The organism is Novosphingobium sp. ZW T3_23, from assembly GCF_044987305.1.
GTDB lineage: Bacteria > Pseudomonadota > Alphaproteobacteria > Sphingomonadales > Sphingomonadaceae > Novosphingobium.
Genome location: NZ_JBJDRF010000007.1, coordinates 13,107 through 34,073 on the forward strand (window position 1 = coordinate 13,107; position 20,967 = coordinate 34,073).

Annotated in this window: 17 protein-coding genes; 7 read left to right on the plus strand and 10 right to left on the minus strand. The window is 66.4% G+C overall.

What is annotated here, in order from left to right; all coding sequences use genetic code 11:
* Nucleotides 1–78 precede the first annotated feature (78 nt).
* Both ACI3K3_RS06035 and ACI3K3_RS06040 read right to left on the minus strand, forming a co-directional pair.
* Complete coding sequence (locus tag ACI3K3_RS06035) at nt 79–1,017, minus strand: L,D-transpeptidase family protein (RefSeq protein WP_404912851.1); 939 nt, start codon at nt 1,015–1,017, stop codon at nt 79–81.
* A gap of 118 nt (nt 1,018–1,135) precedes the next feature.
* Nucleotides 1,136–1,399: a GlsB/YeaQ/YmgE family stress response membrane protein gene (locus ACI3K3_RS06040; protein WP_404912710.1), complete on the minus strand. Its 264-nt coding sequence runs from the start codon at nt 1,397–1,399 to the stop codon at nt 1,136–1,138.
* Nucleotides 1,400–1,880: 481 nt separating this feature from the next.
* On the opposite strand from ACI3K3_RS06040, the gene ACI3K3_RS06045 reads away from it, so the two are divergent.
* Entirely contained in the window at nt 1,881–4,562 is a 2,682-nt protein-coding gene (locus ACI3K3_RS06045; RefSeq protein ID WP_404912711.1) for an HAD-IC family P-type ATPase, read from the plus strand.
* Between the two features lie 3 nt (nt 4,563–4,565).
* On the opposite strand, the gene fabI is transcribed toward ACI3K3_RS06045, so the two are convergent.
* From fabI to ACI3K3_RS06075, 6 genes are all read right to left on the minus strand, one after another.
* Nucleotides 4,566–5,339 (minus strand): enoyl-ACP reductase FabI, encoded by a 774-nt coding sequence (gene fabI, locus ACI3K3_RS06050; RefSeq protein ID WP_404912712.1) that lies wholly within the window; start codon nt 5,337–5,339, stop codon nt 4,566–4,568.
* Nucleotides 5,340–5,351: 12 nt separating this feature from the next.
* Nucleotides 5,352–6,560 carry an ABC transporter permease gene (locus ACI3K3_RS06055; RefSeq protein WP_404912713.1) on the minus strand — a complete coding sequence of 403 codons (1,209 nt, stop codon included), beginning with the start codon at nt 6,558–6,560 and terminating at the stop codon, nt 5,352–5,354.
* Entirely contained in the window at nt 6,560–7,279 is a 720-nt protein-coding gene (locus ACI3K3_RS06060) for an ABC transporter ATP-binding protein (protein WP_404912714.1), read from the minus strand. Before ACI3K3_RS06060 ends, ACI3K3_RS06055 begins: the two co-directional genes overlap by 1 nt.
* Nucleotides 7,280–7,290: 11 nt before the next feature.
* On the minus strand, nt 7,291–8,616 hold the full coding sequence (locus ACI3K3_RS06065) for an efflux RND transporter periplasmic adaptor subunit (RefSeq protein WP_404912715.1): 1,326 nt from the start codon (nt 8,614–8,616) through the stop codon (nt 7,291–7,293).
* A 1-nt stretch (nt 8,617) separates the two neighbouring features.
* Nucleotides 8,618–10,108: an efflux transporter outer membrane subunit gene (locus ACI3K3_RS06070; protein WP_404912716.1), complete on the minus strand. Its 1,491-nt coding sequence runs from the start codon at nt 10,106–10,108 to the stop codon at nt 8,618–8,620.
* A 203-nt stretch (nt 10,109–10,311) separates the two neighbouring features.
* Entirely contained in the window at nt 10,312–11,367 is a 1,056-nt protein-coding gene (locus ACI3K3_RS06075; RefSeq protein WP_404912717.1) for an NAD(P)-dependent alcohol dehydrogenase, read from the minus strand.
* 131 nt (nt 11,368–11,498) lie between these two features.
* On the opposite strand from ACI3K3_RS06075, the gene ACI3K3_RS06080 reads away from it, so the two are divergent.
* Nucleotides 11,499–12,395 carry a LysR family transcriptional regulator gene (locus ACI3K3_RS06080; RefSeq protein WP_404912718.1) on the plus strand — a complete coding sequence of 299 codons (897 nt, stop codon included), beginning with the start codon at nt 11,499–11,501 and terminating at the stop codon, nt 12,393–12,395.
* A gap of 124 nt (nt 12,396–12,519) precedes the next feature.
* A complete protein-coding gene (locus ACI3K3_RS06085) occupies nt 12,520–13,374 on the plus strand; it encodes an aldose 1-epimerase (protein ID WP_404912719.1) in 855 nt (284 codons plus the stop codon).
* 5 nt (nt 13,375–13,379) lie between these two features.
* Here the strand turns inward: ACI3K3_RS06085 and hutC are convergent, their stop codons facing one another.
* A complete protein-coding gene (hutC, locus tag ACI3K3_RS06090) occupies nt 13,380–14,105 on the minus strand; it encodes a histidine utilization repressor (protein WP_404912720.1) in 726 nt (241 codons plus the stop codon).
* The gene (locus ACI3K3_RS06095) at nt 14,102–15,514 is read right to left on the minus strand and encodes a formimidoylglutamate deiminase (RefSeq protein ID WP_404912721.1); all 1,413 of its coding nucleotides are present in this window, start codon (nt 15,512–15,514) and stop codon (nt 14,102–14,104) included. Before ACI3K3_RS06095 ends, hutC begins: the two co-directional genes overlap by 4 nt.
* Nucleotides 15,515–15,598: 84 nt before the next feature.
* Between ACI3K3_RS06095 and hutI the strand changes: the two genes are divergently transcribed.
* From hutI to hutU, 4 genes are read left to right on the plus strand one after another with little or no spacing between them, the layout of a single operon-like run.
* Nucleotides 15,599–16,798 (plus strand): imidazolonepropionase, encoded by a 1,200-nt coding sequence (gene hutI / locus ACI3K3_RS06100; RefSeq protein WP_404912722.1) that lies wholly within the window; start codon nt 15,599–15,601, stop codon nt 16,796–16,798.
* A complete protein-coding gene (gene hutH, locus ACI3K3_RS06105) occupies nt 16,795–18,324 on the plus strand; it encodes a histidine ammonia-lyase (RefSeq protein ID WP_404912723.1) in 1,530 nt (509 codons plus the stop codon). The genes hutI and hutH overlap by 4 nt, the downstream gene beginning before the upstream one ends.
* Nucleotides 18,324–19,127: an N-formylglutamate deformylase gene (gene hutG, locus ACI3K3_RS06110; protein WP_404912853.1), complete on the plus strand. Its 804-nt coding sequence runs from the start codon at nt 18,324–18,326 to the stop codon at nt 19,125–19,127. The genes hutH and hutG overlap by 1 nt, the downstream gene beginning before the upstream one ends.
* Before the next feature lie 14 nt (nt 19,128–19,141).
* Nucleotides 19,142–20,806 (plus strand): urocanate hydratase, encoded by a 1,665-nt coding sequence (gene hutU, locus ACI3K3_RS06115; protein WP_404912724.1) that lies wholly within the window; start codon nt 19,142–19,144, stop codon nt 20,804–20,806.
* Nucleotides 20,807–20,967: the final 161 nt, after the last annotated feature.

Sequence of the window (20,967 nt, forward strand, 5' to 3'; positions counted from 1 at the left end):
CCTCGCAAGCTCCGGTCGTCCCGCACCATGCACGACCGGGCGGCGGCGCCGGCGCGCATTGGAATCGGCAAGTACCGCTCAGGGTTTGGGCATGACCGCGTCTATGACCGTCAGGTGCTGCAGCGGCCCTTCGGAAACGCGTGAATTGGTGACGAGGATCGTGGTTCCGGGGACCAGTTGCGCCTTCACCTTCTCGTAGAATGGGCGCGGTACGCGAAGACGGTTCGCCACAGCTTCGTCCACCTCTCGCCCTTCGTCCTCGCCATGTCCGGGAAGTCCGACATAGACCCACCGCGGCTTGCCCTCGCGGTTGATCAGCGTGATGACGTGCGAGCCGGGATCGTCGTCGTTCACTTGCGCCGCACTGCGGCCGATCTCCACGCCATTGCGCAGGACGACGACCCGCTGGTCGAGCTTGGAGACGATGATCGAAAGCGGCCCGGAAGGCGCGCGCTGCGGGTTCCAGCGATATTGCTCGCCGCTCAGGGGCGCCTGGTCCAGCGGCTTTCCCTGGGGATCGAAAGGCGCCAGCAGGCTGTTGTCGCTGGTGCGCACATGCCTTTGCGCATCGCCCTCGACGACTACGGTAACGCCGATCCTGGTTATGGCGAAGAGTTCCTTGGCGAACCCATATGGCAGGTGGACGCAGCCATGGCTCTCGGGATAGCCGGGCAGTCCGCCCGCATGAAGCGCCACCCCATCCCAGGTGAGCCGCTGCTGATAGGGCATCGGCGCATTGTTATAGGTGCTCGACCGGTGTTTCGCGTCCTTCTGGAGGATGGTGAAAACCCCGGTCGGCGTGGCATGCCCGGCCTTTCCGCTGGAAACCGTCGTCGCGGCGATCCGCAGGCCGTTGCGATAGACCACGCCGATCTGGCGCGACAAGTCGACGTAGACCAGGATCGGGCCGGCGGGCGAGACATCCGGAGCCCAGACCCATTCGCCGGGCTTGAGATGCTCCATCCGCCGGGCGAATTCCGGCGGAGAAGTGGCCCTGGCGCCTTGCGCCGAGGCCATCTGGCTCCCGAACAAACACCCCCAGACCGACGTCGAGAACAGGGCCAGAACCGCGGCCAGCTTCAATACCCGCATTCAGACCCCTGTAGAAAACGATGACCCTTCGGCCTAGTTCAACTCAGCGCACCCGGCCACGCTGGACGAGATTGACGATAGCCAGCAGCACCACCGCGCCGAGGAAAGCCACGATCAGCCCCACGATCGAGAATTCCTTCACCGACCCGGCAATGCCGAACTGGTTGGCGATCAGATTGCCGATCACCGATCCCACACAGCCGACGACGATATTCCAGAAGATGCCCATCGAGGCATCGCGGTTCATGACCAGACTGGCGAGCCAGCCGGCGATGCCACCAACGATCAAAGCGATAATCCAGCCCATGACGTTCTCCCGATCGATCCCCATCAACTTTGGGGGAAACTGTGGAAACTGCCTAACGGTATCGACTGCGAAAATCTTGACTGCCGCCATCACGTTTCGTGAGATTCTGAACTTGGCGGTCTTCTTCGGCCATCCGGGTGGAGGCTGCGCTCCTACAGAAAAAAGGTCAATCGTTACATCGGCCCGCCCAGCGCGGCTTCCCGCCATCGAGAAGCGACAGCCGGATGACGAAAATGCGCGGCCGCAGAACCTGACCGCAACACCGATCTTGCCTCAGGCAGAGTAAAATGCCAAATCTTTTCACCGGATTATGCCAACGGCTGCGGGATTCGCCTCCAGGGTTACTTGGAAACGAAAATCCGTATCGCCTGAATTCAGACACTCGCTCGACCTTCCCGGACGGTATTGCATGAGGTGACAGGTGCGCAACAGGCGCATGACTGTCGCCCGGTTCCACGAATGCATGAAAACGGAGAACGCGATGTTATCCGAAGCCGCACGCGACTGGCACGCCATGGACGCAGACACGGTCCTTGCCGATCTGGACACCGATCGCGAGGGATTGACCGCGCCGGAAGCTTCGCTGCGGCTTGAACGATACGGCACGAACACCCTGCCCGCCCCCAAGGGAACGCCGCCGCTCCTCCGCTTCCTGGCCCAGTTCAACAATGCGCTGATCTATTTCCTGCTCGCCGCCGCCCTCGCGGCGCTGCTGTTGAACCATGCCGTGGACGCGGCGGTGATCGTGCTGGTCGTGGTGGTCAATGCCGTGGTCGGCTTCGTGCAGGAGGGGCGCGCTGAGAAGGCGCTCAGCGGCATGGAAAGCCTGCTTACCGATCACGCCCATGTGCTCCGGGACGGGATCCGCGACAGCGTGGATGCCGCCGCGCTGGTGCCGGGCGACGTAGTGCTGCTCGATGCCGGAGACCGCGTGCCCGCCGACTTGCGCCTGCTCCGCGTGCGCGGCCTGGCCATCGAGGAAGCGGCGCTGACCGGCGAATCCGTGGCTTCGGAAAAGCATGAGGAACCCGCCGAAGCCACCGCCTCGCTCGGCGACCGGTCCTCGATGGCCTATTCCGGCACTCTCGTGGCGCGGGGGCAGGCGACCGGGGTGGTCGTCGCTACTGGCACCGCCACGGAGATCGGCCGCATCAGCAAGCTGCTCCACGCCGTTCCCACGCTGACCACGCCCTTGCTGCGCCAGATCAGCTCTTTCGCCAACAAGCTGACACTGGCGATCTTCGTGGCCGGGTTGGCACTTTTCGTCTTCGCCGTGACCTTGCGTGACTTCGACTGGGTGGACGCGCTGATCTCGGTCGTGGCCCTGGCCGTGGGCGCCGTGCCGGAGGGGCTGCCTGCCGTCATCACCATCACGCTGGCCATCGGCGTGCAGCGCATGGCGGCGCGCAAGGCAGTGATCCGCAAGCTTCCCGCCGTCGAGACGCTGGGCGCCACTTCGGTAATCTGCACGGACAAGACAGGCACCCTCACCCGCAACGAGATGATGGTGACACGAATCATGACGGGCCGGGATGTGACGAGCGGGGACGAGTTCGAGGTTTCGGGCATCGGCTATGCCCCGGACGGCGCGATCACGGCGCTGCAAGGCGGTTCGAAGGCGGTATCGCCGGACATCGTTCGATGCGGCGCCCTCTGCAACGATGCGCATCTGAAGCAGGTGGACGGAGAATGGACCGTCACCGGCGACCCCATGGAGGGCGCACTGCTGGCCCTCACCCGCAAGGCCGGGATCGACGACGAGGCGCTGCGACGGCAATGGCAGCGGATCGACGAGATCCCCTTCGATGCCACCTATCGCCTGATGGCCACGCTGTGCCGGGCCGAGGACGGCCGGTGCACGGCCTTCGTCAAGGGCGCGCCCGAAGCCGTTCTGGCGTTGGGCGCCACACCGGACGAGGTTGAGGCCTGGAACTCGGCGATTGCCCGCGCCGCCGACCAGGGCGAGCGCGTGCTCGGTTTCGCCCTGCGCGAGGTACCGGACGACACCGAGCGCCTCGATTTCGACCTGCTCCAGGGCGCGACGATGCTGGGCGTGATGGGCTTTATCGACCCTCCACGCGAAGAGGCACGACTGGCGATCGCGGAGTGCCGCTCCGCCGGAATCGCGGTGAAGATGATCACCGGCGACCATGCCGCCACCGCCCTTGCCATCGCCCGCCAGCTCGATCTTGCCAACGACCCCAAAGCCCTGACCGGCGCGCAGATCGAGGCGATGAGCGACGAGGAACTGGCCGAAGCCGTCCCCGGCACCGCCGTCTTCGCCCGCGCCAGCCCCGAGCACAAGCTGCGCATCGTCCGGGCGCAGCAGTCGCGCGGCGCCATCGTCGCCATGACCGGGGACGGCGTGAACGACGCGCCCTCGCTCAAGCAGGCCGACGTCGGCACCGCGATGGGCGTCAGCGGCACCGAAGCGGCGCGCCAGGCCTCGGAAATGGTGCTGCTCGACGACAACTTCGCCTCGATCGTCGCCGCCGTCCGCGAGGGTCGGACCGTCTACGACAATATCCGCAAGGTGATCGCCTGGACCCTGCCGACCAACGGCGGTGAGGCCATCGCCGTGGTGCTGGCCATTCTCGTCGGCTTCGCGCTGCCGCTGACGGCGACGCAGATCCTCTGGATCAACCTGGTGATGACCGTGACGCTCGGCCTCGTCCTCGCCTTCGAGCCGCCCGAACCGGGCATCATGCAGCGCCCGCCCCGCAAGCCTGACGCGCCGCTGCTGTCCAGCTTCCTGCTATGGCGCGTCGTGCTGGTTTCGGTGCTGTTCGCGGCGGTGGTGCTGGCGGTGTTCTTCGGGGCGCAGCGTCTGGGAGACACACTCGAGGAAGCCCGTACACTGGTGGTCAACATGCTGGTGATTGCCGAGATCTTCTACCTGTTCAACGTCCGCTATCTGCACATGCGCTCGCTGACGTTCGAAGGGACCAGGGGAACAAAGCCGGTGCTCGTCGCGATAGCCTGCGTGATCGTGGCGCAGCTTGCCTTCACCTATCTTCCGCCCTTGCAGCGGGTGTTCGAATCCCGACCGATCTCGCTGCGCGACGGGGCGATCCTGCTGGCGATCGGGCTGGGGCTGTTCGTGCTGCTGGAAGTCGAGAAGACCGTGATGCGTAAGCTCGGCTGGTTCGAGGAACTGAACTAGGGCCTAGCCGCCCACACTATTGTAGCCGCTATCGACGTAGATGGTCTGGCCGGTCACAAAGCGGGCCTTCGGGCCAAGCAGGAACGCCGCCATATGGCCGATCTGCTCTATCGTCACGAGTTGATGCAGCGGCGCCTTTTCCGCCGCCAGCCGGATCAGTTCGTCGAGATGGGACAGCCCCGATGCAGCGCGCGTGCGCACCGGCCCGGTCGATAGCGCGTTGACGCGTATGCCGGCCGGGCCCAGTTCGTCCGCAAGGTAGCGCACGCTGCTTTCCAGCGCCGCCTTGACCGGCCCCATCAGCCCATAACCCGGCACCACCTTTTCGGAACCGTAGAAGCTCATGGTCAGGATCGAGCCGCCCTGCGCCATCAGCGGCTCGGCATAGCGGGCGAGACGGATCAGCGAATGGCAGGACACGTCCATGGCTTTCGTGAAGCCCTCTACCGAACTGTCCACCACGCGGCCGTGCAGATCCTGCTTGGGCGCGAAGGCGATGGAGTGGAGCAGGAAGTCCAGCCTGCCCCAGCGCGCGGCGATTTCCGCGAAGAGGGCTTCCATCTGCTCCGGCTCGGTAACGTCCAGCGGCAGAAAGATCGGAGCTTCCAGCGCCTGGGCCAGCGGCTCGACATGCGGCCGGGCCTTGTCGCCCTGATAGGTGATCGCCAGCTCCGCGCCTTCCGAGCGCAGTGCCTCGGCGCAGCCCCAGGCCAGCGACTGATCGTTCGCCATGCCCACGATCAGACCGCGCAACGGCAGGCCGATACCCAGAGTCATCCGCTGCTCTCCTTATTCGTGACGTAGCGCATCGATCGGATTGAGGCTCGCCGCGCGTCGCGCCGGAAAATAGCCGAAGATCACGCCGATCGCGGCGGACACGGCGAAAGCGCCCAGGTTGACGGCGGGGTCGAAGATCCACGGCAAGTCCATCAGCGGCGTGGCCACGCCCACCACCAGCTGCGCCAGCAGCAGCCCGATCAGCCCGCCCAGGCAGGAGAGCACCACGGCCTCCACCAGGAATTGCAGCAGCACTTCGTTGGCGACGGCGCCGATGGCCAGGCGAATGCCGATCTCGCGCGTGCGCTCGGTCACCGAGACGAGCATGATGTTCATGATGCCGATCCCGCCCACCACCAGGCTGATCGCGGCGACGGCGGCAACGATCTGCGTCAGCATCGTCGTGGTCTGGGTCAGGGTGTCGGAAATCTGCTTGGTATCGAAAATGTTGAAGTCGTCGTCCTTGCCCTCGGTCAGGTGGCGGCGCTCGCGCAGCAGGCGGGTCAGCGTCTGCTGGACCTGTTCGGTGGAATAGTCGTCGTCCACGCCGACAAGGATCGTGCGGATCGAGGTCGTGCCCAGGAAGCGGCGCTGCACCGTCTTGATCGGCATGATGACGATATCGTCCTGGTCGCCGCCGAAGCCGGCCTGGCCCTTGGTGGTCAGCAGGCCGATCACGTCGCACGACACGTTGCCGATGCGGAAGCGCCTGCCGATCGGATCGACGTTGCGGAACAGGTTGGTGCTCACCGTGGAGCCGATGATGCAGACCGACTTGCCGGCCGTCTCCTCGTCCTCGTTGAATAGCCGCCCTTCCTGAAGCGGCCAGGGCTGGATCTTGAAGAAGTCAGACGTGGTGCCGTTGATCGTGGTGGACCAGTTCGCGCCCTCGTAGATCGCGGTGCCGCTGGACGAGGCCTGCGGCGCCACGGCCATGACCCCGCCAACCTGCTGGCGAATGGCGACGATGTCCGACGGATCGAAGTCGCGCGGGGCCGGCCCGCCGCCGCCGCGACCGAAACCCTGTCCGGGCCGGACCTGGAGGATGTTGGTGCCCAGCGATGCGATCTGCTGGGTGACGGCCGCAGTGGTCGCCTTGCCCAGCGTCACCATCGAAACCACCGCGCCCACGCCGATGACGATGCCCAGCATGGTCAGCAGCGAACGCAGCACGTGGCGGCGGATGGAGCGCAGTGCGAGCAGGAGTATCGTGCCCAGCATCAGCGGGTTGCCTCCGCCACGGCACCGCCCTGTTCTATGCGGTCGATCAGGCCGTCCTTGAAGTGGACGATACGCCGGGCAAATTCGGCCATGTCGGGCTCGTGCGTGACCATCAGCACGGTGATCCCGGAATCGCGGTTGAGCCGGGAGAGGAACTCCATGATCTCCACCGAGCGCTGGCTGTCGAGGTTGCCGGTCGGCTCGTCCGCCAACAGGACTTCAGGATTGGTGACGATGGCGCGGGCGATCGCCACGCGCTGCTGCTGGCCGCCCGAAAGCTCGCCCGGCGTGTGCCCGGCCCAGTCCGCCAGCCCCACCTTGTCGAGCGCGGCCATGGCCTCCTTGCGCCGGTCCTGCTTGGCGTCGCCCCGGTAAAGCAGCGGCAATTCCACATTCTCCAGCGCAGACGTGCGCGCCAGCAGGTTGAAGCCCTGGAACACGAAGCCCAGATAGCGCCGCCGCAGCAGCGCGCGCTGGTCGCGGTCGAGATGCTCGACATGATGGCCGTGGAACAGGAATTCGCCCGTGGTCGAAACGTCGAGACAGCCCAGGATGTTCATCATCGTCGACTTGCCCGAGCCGGACGGCCCCATAACCGCCACGAAGTCTCCCGCCGCGATATCGAGATCGACGCCCTTCAACGCGCGGAAGGCGGTTTCGCCGCTGCCGAACACCTTGGTGATTCCGCGCAGGGAGATGATCGGGTCGGTTCCGGCCATCGGCTCCGTCCTCAGCTTGCCGTTCCGGCGAGTTCGCCGGTGATCACCTGCATCCCCGGCTTGAGATTGCCGGACACCACTTCGGTCTGCTGGCCATTGGTGCTGCCGGTGACGACCTCGATTGCCTGCGGCTGATTATCGGCGCCCACCACATAGATGGTCTGGCGCGAACCGCGATCGAGCGTGGCGCTCTTGGCCGCGCGCTGGCCCCGGCGCGGCGGACGGAAACCGATCGCATCGGTCACGCCGCCGCCCTTCTTCGCGGTTCCCGTCGTCTGCGGCTTGTAGGACAGCGCGGCGTTGGGGATCAGCAGGACGTCGTTCTTGTCCGAAGTTACGATATCGGCGGTGGCGGTCATCCCCGGCCGCAGCTTGAAATCGGCGTTGGCAACCGAAAGGTCCGCCGCATAGGAGACGACCTGGCCGCTCGTGCTGGTCGATGTGGTCGAGGAGCTGGAGGAACTGGCCGAGGAGGCCGTCAGGTTCGAGGCGATCTCCACGCGGGTGATCCGGGCTGGGAAAGTCTGGCCGGGAAAGGCGTCCACGGTGAAGTTGGCGCTCTGCCCTTCCTTGACGGTGCCGACGTCGGCCTCGTCGATCGCCACTTCCAGCTTCATCTCGCTGAGATCCTCGGCGATCACGAAGAGCGTCGGCGTGTTGAACGAGGAGGCCACGGTCTGGCCGGGATCGACCTGCCGTACCAGCACCACGCCCGATACCGGCGAGATGATCCTGGCGCGGGCCCGCTGCGTCTGGTTCTGCGCCAGCGAGGCTTCGGCAGCCAGCACGTTGGCCTGCGCCGTCTTCAGCGCGGCGACGGCGCGCTGCACATCGGCGCGGCCAGCCTGAAGCTCGGTTTTGGAGGGAACCTTGCCGCCCGAGAGCCGCGAGACTTCCTCCAGCCGCGCAAGCTGGGCCTGCGATTCCGCCACGGTGGCCTTGGACTGGTCCACTTGCGCGCGATTGGCATTCAACTGCGCCTGGCTTTGACGGATCTGGTCCTCGATCTGCTCGGGATCGATCTCGGCCAGCACCTGCCCGGCCGTGACCCGGTCGTTCACGTCCACCAGAACTTTCACGACAAGGCCGGAAAGCTGCGAGCCCACGGTGACCTGGTTGGTCGGTGCCAGCTTGCCGGTGGCGGAAACGCTGGTGACGAGACGGCCCTTCTCTGCCTTGGTGGTGGCATAGGCCTGCTTCTCTGTCGTGCCGAAACAGCGCACGAGCATGAACGACAGCAGCACCAGCACCGCAAGCCCGGTCCAGAACACCCATTTGCGTCGCCAGACCGGCTTCTTTTCCGCGCCCAGGAATTCGTCGAGTTGTTGGTCGGCCATTTCAGTCGGTCCCGCCTGGTTGGTTCCGGGGCGCGGTGGCCAGCCCGGTATAGTCGTAACTGGGATCCCAGCCGCCGCCGAGCGCGTCATAAAGAGCGATCAGGGCGGCCGCCCGGTCGGAATGCGCCTGGACCAATCCGTTTCGGGCGGAAATCAGCGCGCTTTCCTGCGTGTTGAGAGTGGTGAAATCCGTCAATCCGCTGCGATACTGCGCCCGCGCCAGCAGAGCGGAACTGTTCGAAGCGTCGAGCGCGATGGCGAACTGCCGCTCACGCTCCTCTGCCGACCGGAGCGCCACCGCGGCGTTCTCGATATCCTCCAGCGCGGTCAGCACGGAGGATTTGTAGGCCGCGAACGCGCCCTCCGCCGCCGCGCGGCTGGAGCGGACTTGCGCGGAAAGACGCCCGGCATTGAAGATCGCCTGGCTCACTCCGCCGAACAGTCCGCCGGTGATCGTGTCGAACAGTCCGCTGAAGCTGGACGCATTGGTATCGAGGTTGCCGCTGATGTTGAACTGCGGCAGAAGCTGCGCCTTGGCCACGCCGATCTGGGCCGTCGTCGCCGCCAGCTGGCGCTCGGCGGAGCGGACGTCCGGCCGTTGACGCAGGACATTGGCGGGGATGCCCACGCCGATCTGCGCCGGCCCCTCCGGTATCGGCCGAGCGGCGGCCATGAGCGGCTTCACTGCGCCCGGCGCCTGCCCGGTCAGCACCGATATGCGCGAGACGGCGGCATTGTACTGCTGCTCGATCTGCGGAATCCCGGCGGCGGTCTGGGCGCGACTGGCCCGTGCCTGCTCCTGGTCCACCGAGGAGACGAGCCCGGCCAGCACCCGCCATTCGGCGATCTGAAGGTTCTCGTCCTGAATGCTCAGGCTCGCGCGGGCGTTCTCAAGCTGGGCCTGGTAGGCGCGCGCCAGCACATAGTTGCGCGCGACTTCGCTCTGCACCGTCAGCAGCGTGGTGGCGTAGTCGAAGCCCGATGCCTCCAACTGGGCGCGGCTGCCCTCCACCGAGCGGCGGTTGCCGCCGAACAGGTCGAGCTGATAGCTGGCGTCCAGCCCCAGGGCCAGGCTGGTGCGGCCACCGCCGCCGGTCTGGCTGACGGTGCCGTCCGGCAACGTGATAACCGTGCCGCCGCCGCGCAGCGCCTCGCTCCGGCCCGCGCTGCCCGATCCACTTACGGAGGGGAACAGGGCCGCCCGGCTGATCACCAGCGATTCCCGCGCCTGCCGCAGCCGCGCCAGCGCCTGGTCCAGATCGAGATTGGCCGAAGCCGTCTGCTCCACAAGCTGCGTCAGCACCGGATCGTTGAAACTGCGCCACCAGCGCGTCAGTTCCTCGGCCTGCGGCGGAGCAGTGACCGACCACTGGTCCGGCACGCCGAGTTCCGACGCGTTGCGGGGCTTGTAATCGGGCCCGACCGCGCAGGAGGCAAGCAGGCCCGCCGCGATCGGAACGATGAAGGAGAAACGATCGAATCCGGCTCGCAAGGGCATTGGGCTCCAGGTGATCCTTGGCGACGGCGAGGATGATCCGGTTAATAGGGGAAGGTCAAGAACAAGGTTCAGGCAAAACAACGTCTTGAAGAGATTGTAAGTTCCGAAACGTGCGGATCGTACAAGAAACGGCCGGGAAGCTTCCGCTCCCCGGCCGATGCAGGTGACCTTGCCCCGGTGAGGGGGCGCGAGCCCGTTCAGGCCGCTTCGGCTTCCAGCGTCGCCATGTCGATGACGAAGCGATAGTGCACGTCGGACTTTTCCATGCGCTCGTAGGCGTGGTTGATCTCGTCCATGCGGATCATCTCGACTTCGGGCAGGATGTTCTTCTCCGCGCAGAACGCGAGCATTTCCTGGGTCTCGGCGATGCCGCCGATCAGCGAGCCCGCCACGCGGCGACGGCCGAAGACGAGCGGCGTGGTGATCGGCTCGTCCACCGGGCCGATCTGGCCGACCAGGACCAGGCTGCCGTCCACGTCGAGCAGCGGCAGATAGGGGTTGAGGTCGTGCTTGACCGGCACCGTGTCGATGATGAAGTCGAAGCTGCTGGCCGCCGCCGTCATGGCTTCGGCATCGCTGGAAATCAGCACGCGGTTGGCCCCCAGTTCCAGCGCGTCGGCTTCCTTCCCCGGCGAGCGGCTGAACACGGTGACGTCCGCGCCCATCGCCGCGGCCAGCTTCACCGCCATGTGGCCCAGACCACCCAGGCCGATCACGCCGACGCGGCTGCCCTCGCCCACGTTCCACTCGCGCAGCGGCGAATAGGTGGTGATGCCCGCGCAAAGCAGCGGCGCGACTTTCGCGACGTCCAGGTTCTGCGGCACCTTGAGCACGAAATCCTCGCGCACCACGATATCGCGGGCATAGCCGCCCTGGGTGATCTCGCCGGTGATCTTGTCCTTGCCGTTGTAGGTGCCGACCCAGCCGTTGCGGCAATAGTTCTCCAGGTCGCGCTCGCACTGGTCGCAGTGCTTGCAACTGTCGACGAGGCAGCCGACGGCTACCACTTCGCCCACGGCATGGCGACCGGCTTCGGGACCGACGGCGGTGACGCGGCCGACGATCTCATGTCCGGGAACGATCGGGTAGACGGTGCCGCCCCAGTCGTTGCGGGCGGTGTGAAGGTCGGAATGGCAGACGCCGCAATAGAGGATCTCGATCGCGACGTCGTTTCCGCGCAGTTCCCGGCGGTCGAACGCGAAGGGCGCGAGCGGGGTTTCGGCGGACTGCGCCGCGTAGCCGATGGTCTTCATGGGATTTCCTTGCTGGGAGGAGAGCTAGAATAGGCCCTTGCTGCAATGCAGCGCGGGCCCCACATATAAGTTAGCGGTGCAGCCACAATTAGAGGAGGCAAATGCATGACTGTCATGATAGGCACTCATCAATGCAACGCGAACACCTTGCCGATCTCACCGCTTTCATCGCCGTCGCCGACGAGGGCAGCTTTACACGGGCCGCCGCCAAGCTGGACTCCTCGCAATCCGCGCTGAGCCATACGATCCGGCGGCTTGAATCGAGGCTGGGCGTGCGCCTCCTGTCCCGCACCACCCGCGCCGTCTCGCCCACGGAGGCGGGCGAGCGGCTGCTGGCCACGCTGCGGCCGGCGATGCACGAAATCGCCATGGGCCTGGCTACGGTCAGCGAACTGCGCGACAAGCCGGAGGGCACCGTTCGCCTCACGGCTTCGGAACATGCGGCCAATTCCGTGATCTGGCCCGCGTTGCGCAAGTTCCTGCCGCTCTATCCCGATATCAATGTCGAACTGAACATCGATTCCGGATTCGTGGACATCGTCTCCGAACGCTTCGACGCCGGCGTCCGCCTGGGCGAATCGATCGCACGGGACATGATCGCGGTCCGGATAGGCCCCCATGCCCGCCTCGTACCCGTCGCCTCGCCGGACTATGTGGCCAGATGCGGAGTTCCACAAACGCCGCACGACCTTGCCGGGCACCAGTGCATCAACTTGCGTTTCCGTTCGCGCGGCAACATCTACGCCTGGGAATTCGAGAAGGACGGCCGCGAACTCAACGTCCGGGTGGACGGCCAACTGACCTTCGACAGCATGGCGATGGTCCTGCAGGCGGCGCTGGATGGGGCGGGAATCGCCATGATGATGGACACTTACGCCCGCCCGCACATAGAATCCGGCGCTCTGGTCCCACTATTGGACGAATGGTGCCAGCCGTTTTCGGGCTATCACCTCTATTATCCCAGCCGCCGCCAGCCTTCGGCGGCCTTCCGCTTGCTGGTGGACGCCCTGCGCTATCGCGGGGATTGAAGGAGGGAATGCGGACGAAGCCCTTGCCAGACTCCGTTTGGTAGCGCTACCTCGGGCCCGGTCGGAGAAAATCTCCAGGCTGAACGAGCCCTAACGGCAGATCCATGGGAGTGGACCGGAAGCGATGATCATCCTTGAGGCACAAGGCTATCGGCTGGAACTGGCTCCCGATCGCGGCGGCTCTATGCTGCGGCTGGACTGGCGCGGCGAGCCGCTGATGCGGCCGAACTGCGGCTCCACGATCTTCGACGTCGCCAGCTTTCCGCTGGTGCCTTTTTCCAACCGCATCGCACGCGGCCGCTTCAACACCGGCGCGCGCAAGGGCAGGATCGCACCGAACTTTCCGGGTTCCGACCATCCCCACCCCCTGCATGGCTTCGGATGGCTGAGCGCATGGGACGTGGTGGAGCAAAGCGCGGACGGCGCCGTCCTCGAACATGTCTATCCCGGTGGCGAGTGGCCCTGGCCCTATCGCGCCCGGCAGAGTTTCCACCTCGGGGCAGAGGGCTTCACCACCGCGCTTTCCGTCACCAATCTCGGCGACGCGCCGATGCCAGCCGGGCTCGGCTTCCATCCCTATTTTCCGCGCGATGCCCAGACCCTCTATCGTGGGCGGCATCGCGGCGAATGGTATAATACCCCCGATTGCCTGCCGAGTTCTCTCGACGAGCATGAGCAAGCGATCGACTGGTGGCAGGGCCGGCCGGTGGATACCCGCGCCGTCGATACCGCCTACACCGGGCGCGAAGGCGCGCTGGAGATCGACTGGCCCTCGCGCGGGCTGGGCGTGACGATCGCCCCCTCGGACGGTCTGACGACCACCGTGGTGTTCTCTCCGGCCGGTGCGGACTTCTTCTGCGTCGAGCCCGTCAGCCACGCCACCGACGCGATCAACCGCGCGCCGGAGACCCTGACCTGGCTGGAACCCGGCGGAACCGCCGAAGTCGGCATGACGATTTCGGCCCGCCTCCTGGCCTGACCTGCCTAGGCGGAAGCGCCCGAGACGCGGGCGCCGGGGCCGAAGCGCGCCGTCAGCTCGTAGGCTCCGGCCACGAAAAGCTGCCGGACATAGGTGATCGGCTCGGAACCGCGCCAGGTCTTGCGCTCGACACAGAGGCAGGGCGCGCCGGGCTCCATGGACAGCGACCGGGCCTCTGCCACGCTTGCGCCGATGGCGGCGATATGCGCGTCGGCTTCGGTCCAGGGGACATGCTCCAGCAGCCATGTTCCGGGCGAAGAACCGGCGAAGTCGGCCTCCAGTATCTCCGGCACGGCCGCCACGTTCACGAAGCGATGCTCCAGCGCAAAGGGAGCGCCGTCCGCGAAATGGATGCCCTCCAATTCCAGCAGAGGTACCGTCCCGTCCACCTTCCAGGCCAGTCGGGCGGATGTCGCGTGCATCTGGCGGCGAAGCGACAGGTCGAAACGATAGGTCTGCCCCCGCTCGGTCACTTGCGCGCCCAGATCGGGGATTTCCATCGCCATCGCATGGACGCGCGGCCGGGCGACGAAAGTGCCCGCCTTCTTGCGACGGTCCACGAGCCCTGCCGTGGCAAGGGCGCTCAGCGCCTTGTTCACCGTCATGCGCGCGCAGTCATAGTGCGCCATCAGCGCCTGCTCGGTAGGCAGGCGCGCGCCCGGCCCCAGCGCGCCGGAAAGGATGCGCGTCTCGAAATCCTGACGGATGCGTTCGTGGAGCGGTAAATTCACCCGATCAACCTGCCCAACCTGTCCCTGTAGCGCCGGACGACCATGTCTCGCGCGCGATGACGGCCACCGCTTACCACTTGCGCGCCGAAGCGCCAGACGCAATCCACGCCGCTGCGTCCTGCCGCGAAGACCAGCCCGTCGAGCAGGCGATCGCTGCCGCGCATCGCCAGTGAGGGATGGCCCGGATCCAGCGAGACGGCATCGAACGGCAAGCCGATGGAAAGGCCGCCCTTTACGCCGCCTTCTGTCGATTCCAGCGCCTGCCCCAGCGCCTGTGCCCCGCCTTGCACGGCCTGACGCCAGAGCGTCTCCCCGGTGGAGCGGGTCATGCGGTCGGTCACGATATTGCGCCCGCGATGCTGGAGCCGTTGGCCGTATTCCAGCAGTCGCAGTTCCTCGGTCGCGTCGATCAGCACGTTCGAGTCGCTGCCCACGCCCCAGCGCCCGCCCTCTTCCAGAAACGTCCTCGCCGGGAACAACCCGTCTCCCAGGTTCGCCTCGGTGATCGGGCAAAGGCCGGCGACGGCGCCGCTTCGGGCCAGTGCGCACGTTTCGGCCTCGGTCAGATGTGTCGCGTGGACGAGGCACCAGCGGCGGTCCACTTCGGCATGATCGAGCAGCCATTCGACCGGCCGCTGCCCGCTCCAGGCCAGGCAATCCTCGACCTCGCGCACCTGCTCGGCGATGTGGATGTGGATCGGCGCATCGGGCGCCATCGTTTCCAGCGCCGCGAGTTGTTCCGGCGAAACCGCCCGCAGGCTGTGCGGCGCAAGACCGATCACGGCATCGTCCAGCGCGCCGACCGCACTGCGCGCGCCTTCCAGCAGCCGCGCGAAACCGTCGAGATCGTGAATGAAGCGCCGTTGCCCTTCGCTCGGCGGCTGCGCGCCGAAGCCGGAATGGGCGTAGAACACCGGCAGCAGCGTCAGGCCGATCCCCGTTTCCGCCGCCGCCCCGGCCAGGGCCACGCACATTTCGGCGGGATCGGCATAAGGCCGACCTTCGGGATCGTGGTGAAGATAGTGAAATTCGCCAACGCGGGTGAAACCGCTCTCCAGCATCTCCAGATAGGCCATGGCGGCCACCGCATGGAGGTCGTCCGGCGTCATCCGGTCGAGGAAACGGTACATGACCTCGCGCCAGGTCCAGAAGCTGTCGTTGCTGTCGCCGCGCTGCTCGGCCAGCCCGGCCATGCCGCGCTGGAAGGCATGGCTATGGAGATTGCCGAGGCCGGGTATCACGCAAGCATGGCGCTCGTCGCCCGCCTGCGCCGCCACGCCGCTCTCGATGGCGGAAATCCGGCCATTTCGGAGTATGAAACGCACCCCGGAAGCCCAACCGCCCAAAGTGCTGGCATGGTCCAGCAGCGCGTTCTGCGCGAAGATCGAACGAGAGGGGTTTTCGGCCATGGCGGGAAGCTCCTTCGCGCTTTTGTCTATACATTAAAAACGACCGATGCAATAACCGGGGCAACCAAGGAGGATCGACTCGTCATGCGCTGCGACAGGCTCTGGAAACATGCCCGTTTGGCCACGATGACGGGCGACGCGATGGGCGTAATCGAACAAGGCCTTATCGCCTCGCGGGACGGTGTGATCTTGTACGCCGGTCCGGAAGCTGACGCTCCTTCATTCGAAGCCGCCGACGTCACCGATTGCGCGGGCCGCTGGATCACGCCGGGCCTGATCGACTGCCACACCCACCTCGTCTTCGGCGGGGATCGCTCGCGGGAATTCGAGCTGCGGCTGGAGGGCGCTTCCTACGAGGAAATCGCCCGCGCCGGCGGCGGTATCGTCTCGACCATGAAGGCCACGCGCGCCGCCAGCGAGGACGATCTGGTCGCCTCCGCCCTGCCCCGCCTAGATGCGCTGATTGCGGAAGGGCTCACCACCGTCGAAGTGAAATCCGGCTACGGCCTCGACCTCGCCAGCGAACTCAAGATGCTGCGCGCCGCGCGGCGGCTAGGCGAAGAGCGCCCCGTTCGGATCGTCACGACCTTCCTCGGCGCCCACGCACTTCCCCCGGAGTTTGCGGGAGATGCCGAGGGCTATATCGATCACCTCTGCACGGTCATGCTCCCCGCCGTCGCCGAGGCGGGGCTTGCCGACGCAGTGGATGCCTTCTGCGAGGGTATCGGCTTCTCGCCCGCCCAGACCGAGCGCGTGTTCCGCGCCGCAAAGGCCTGTGGATTGCCGGTAAAGCTCCACGCCGAGCAGCTTTCGAACCTCCACGGCGCCGCCCTCGCCGCCCGCCACCACGCGCTTTCGGCGGACCATCTGGAGCACCTCGATACGACGGGCGTGGCTGCCATGGCCGCATCGGGCACCGTCGCCACGCTGCTGCCCGGTGCCTACTACTTCTGCCGCGAGACCGTGCTACCGCCGGTCGCCGCCCTACGCGAGGCCCGCGTGCCGATCGCGCTGGCAACCGACTGCAATCCCGGAACCTCGCCGCTGACCTCGCTGCTGCTGGCGATGAACATGGGCGCGACGCTGTTCCGCCTCACCGTGCCCGAATGCCTCGCCGCCGTGACGCGCCATGCCGCGCAGGCGCTGGGTCTTTCCCGCCATCTCGGCACGCTCGAACCCGGCAAGGCCTGCGACCTTGCGATCTGGGACATCGAGCGCCCGGCCGACCTCGTTTACCGCATGGGCTTCAATCCGCTCCATGCGCGCATCTGGAGTGGACAATGAACGACATCCTTCTCACCCCCGGCGACATTGCGCTGGACCAGTGGCGCGCGGTCTATCGCGGCGCGGGCGTGAAGCTCGACCCGGCCTGCGCTCCACTCGTGGCGGAAAGCGCCGCTGCCGTCGCGCGCATCCTGGCCAAGGGCGAGCCGGTCTACGGCATCAATACCGGCTTCGGTAAGCTCGCCAGCGTCCGCATCGGCGACGAGGATCTCGCCACGCTCCAGCGCAACATCGTGCTGAGCCATGCAGCAGGCACGGGCGAGCCTTCGCCGGTGCCGGTGATCCGCCTGATGATGGCGCTCAAGCTCGCCAGCCTGGCCCAGGGCGCCTCGGGCGTGCGGCCCGAGACCGTCGCCCTGCTCGAAGCGATGCTGGCCAAGGGCCTGACCCCGGTAGTGCCCTCGCAAGGCTCGGTCGGTGCCAGCGGAGACCTCGCGCCGCTCTCGCACATGGCCGCGACGATGATCGGCGTGGGCGAGATCATGCTCAAAGGCGAGCGCCTGCCTGCCGCCGAGGCGCTTGCGCGTGCCGGTCTCTCGCCACTCGAACTTGGCCCCAAGGAAGGCCTCGCGCTGCTCAACGGCACCCAGTTCTCCACCGCCAATGCGCTGGCCGGGCTGTTCGAGGCTGAACTGCTGTTCCGCTCCGCCCTCGTCACCGGCGCGCTTTCCACCGAGGCGGCGAAAGGCTCCGACACGCCATTCGATCCGCGCATCCATGCCCTGCGCCGTCATAGCGGCCAGATCGAGGTGGCCGATGCCCTGCGCGGACTGATGGCCGGCTCCGCGATCCGCGCCAGCCATGTCGAGAACGACGCCCGCGTGCAGGATCCTTACTGCCTGCGCTGCCAGCCGCAGGTCATGGGCGCCGCGCTCGACGTGCTGCGCCAGGCCGCGACGACGCTGGAGATCGAGGCCAACGGCGTTTCCGACAATCCGCTGATCTTTCCGGAAGCCGACGAGGCGCTTTCCGGTGGCAATTTCCACGCCGAACCGGTCGCCTTCGCCGCCGACATGATCGCGCTGGCCGTCTGCGAGATCGGCTCGATCTCCGAACGCCGCATCGCCATGCTGGTAGACCCGGCGCTGTCCGGCCTGCCCGCCTTCCTCACGCCGCGCCCCGGCCTCAATTCGGGTTTCATGATCCCGCAGGTCACTGCCGCCGCGCTGGTTTCCGAAAACAAGCAGCGGGCCTATCCGGCCTCGGTGGATTCGATCCCCACGTCCGCCAATCAGGAAGACCATGTCTCGATGGCCGCCCACGGCGCCCGCCGCCTGCTGTCTATGGTCGAGAATGCCACGGCCGTGATCGGCATCGAACTGCTCGCCGCCGCGCAAGGCATCGAGTTCCACGCGCCGCTCACCTCCAGCACCTGGCTCGAAGCCGCGCGCGGCGTCCTGCGCGCCGAGGTTCCCGCGCTGGATGACGACCGCCACTTCCATCCGGACATGGAGGCGGCCAACCGGCTGATCCGCTCTGGCGCTCTGGCGGACACGGCGGCAGGCCTGCTTCCGGCGATTTCGTGATGGAGCCTTTCGCTCTCCATCGCGGAGACGCGCCGCTCATCGTTGCCTTCCCCCATGTCGGCACCGATCTGGCCGATGTCGCCCCCGCGCTCCGCTCGGATTGGCTGGCGCGGCGCGATGCGGACTGGTGGGTGGACGACCTCTACGCCTTCGCCCGCGACCTCGGCGTCACCACGATAGGCGCCCGCGTCTCGCGCAGCGTGATCGACCTCAACCGCGACCCCTCCGGCGCCTCGCTCTACCCCGGGCAGGCGACGACGGAACTCTGCCCGACGACCACGTTCGACGGCGAACCGCTTTACAAGGAGGAAGCGCCGGACGAGACCGAGATCGCCCGCCGCCGCGCGCTCTGGTTCGATCCCTACCACTCCGCGCTTCGCTCCGAGATCGAGCGGCTGCGCGGCATCCACGGCAAAGTCGTGCTCTACGACGCCCACTCGATCCGCAGCCATGTGCCGCGCCTGTTCGACGGCGAACTGCCGCAGTTCAACCTGGGCACCAACCTCGGCCAGACCTGCGACCCGGCGCTGACCGAGGCCGTGTTGGAAGTCTGCAAGACGAGCGGGTTCAGCCACGTTCTCGACGGCCGTTTCCTCGGAGGCTGGACCACACGCCATTACGGCCGCCCAGAAAACGGCGTCCATGCGATCCAGATGGAACTCGCCATTCGCGGCTACATGGACGAGCCCGAGCTGGCACACGAAGGCAATTGGCCGCCTGCCTTCTCCAGCGAGCGCGCCGCCGCCCTCACCCCGATCCTGCAAGACGTGCTGAAGGCGGCCCTCGCCTTCGCCCGCACCTGATTTAAGGAACCGCCATGACCCGCCTCGACAACAGCCGCGTCATCAAGCCCGCGACCGGCACCGAACTTTCCGCGAAAAGCTGGCTCACCGAAGCCCCGCTGCGCATGCTGATGAACAACCTCCACCCCGATGTGGCCGAGCGCCCGGAGGAACTGGTGGTCTACGGCGGCATCGGCCGCGCCGCGCGCGACTGGGAAAGCTACGACAAGATCGTCGAGACCTTGCGCCGTCTGAACGACGACGAGACGCTGCTGGTCCAGTCGGGCAAGCCGGTGGGCGTATTCCGCACCCATGCCGATGCGCCGCGCGTGCTGATCGCCAATTCCAACCTCGTGCCGGAATGGGCGAACTGGGAGCACTTCAACGAACTCGATAAGCGCGGTCTTGCCATGTACGGCCAGATGACTGCCGGGTCGTGGATCTACATCGGCACGCAGGGCATCGTTCAGGGCACTTACGAGACGTTCGTGGAGATGGGCCGCCAGCACTACAATGGCGACCTTTCGGGCAAGTGGCTTTTGACCGCCGGGCTTGGCGGCATGGGCGGCGCACAGCCGCTGGCAGCGGTGATGGCGGGCGCATCGTGCCTTGCCATCGAGTGCCAGCCCAGCCGCATCGAAATGCGCCTGCGCACCGGCTACCTCGACGTCGCTGCCTCTACCATCGAGGAGGCCATGGCCATCATCGAGAGGGCCAATGCCGAGAAGAACCCGGTCTCGGTCGGCCTGCTCGGCAACGCGGCGGAACTGCTGCCCGAGATGTTCGCACGCGGCATTCGCCCCGACCTGCTGACCGACCAGACTTCCGCCCACGACCCCGTCAACGGCTACCTGCCTGCCGGCTGGACCGTCGCCGAATGGATCGAAAAGCGCGAGCGGGAGCCAGAAGCGGTCGCCAAGGCGGCCAAGGCCTCGATGGCGGTCCACGTGCAGGCCATGCTGGACTTCCAGGCGGCGGGCGTGCCGACTACAGACTACGGCAACAACATCCGCCAGATGGCGAAGAACGAAGGCGTGGAGAACGCGTTCGAGTTCCCCGGCTTCGTCCCCGCCTATATCCGCCCGCTGTTCTGCCGGGGCGTGGGTCCATTCCGCTGGGCCGCGCTTTCGGGCGATCCCGAGGACATCTACAAGACCGACGCCAAAGTGAAGGAGCTGCTGCCCGACCACACGCACCTGCACAACTGGCTCGACATGGCGCGCGAGAAGATCCAGTTCCAGGGCCTGCCCGCCCGCATCTGCTGGGTGGGCCTGGGTGACCGTCATCGCCTCGGCCTCGCCTTCAACGAGATGGTGGCGAAGGGCGAATTGAAGGCTCCGGTCGTGATCGGCCGTGACCACCTCGACAGCGGCTCCGTCGCCTCGCCCAACCGTGAGACCGAGGCGATGCGCGACGGTTCGGACGCGGTTTCGGACTGGCCGCTGCTCAACGCCCTGCTCAACACCGCCAGCGGCGCGACCTGGGTTTCGCTGCACCACGGCGGCGGCGTCGGCATGGGCTATTCGCAGCATTCGGGCATGGTGATCGTCGCCGACGGCACCGAAGCGGCCGCGCGGCGTCTGGAGCGCGTGCTGTGGAACGACCCGGCGACCGGCGTGATGCGCCATGCCGATGCGGGATATGAGATCGCGCAGGATTGTGCGCGGGAGAAGGGGCTGGATCTGCCGGGTATTCTCTGAAATTTTGCGTAGAAGGCGCGGCGCCGACAAGCCTCGCGCCCTCCCACCCCCGTCATCCTGAACTCGTTTCAGGATCCATCGTGCCGAACGGAAGGTCGTCGATGGTGAGAAATGGATCCTGAAACGAGTTCAGAATGACGGGGCGTTTGAGGCAAAAGGCC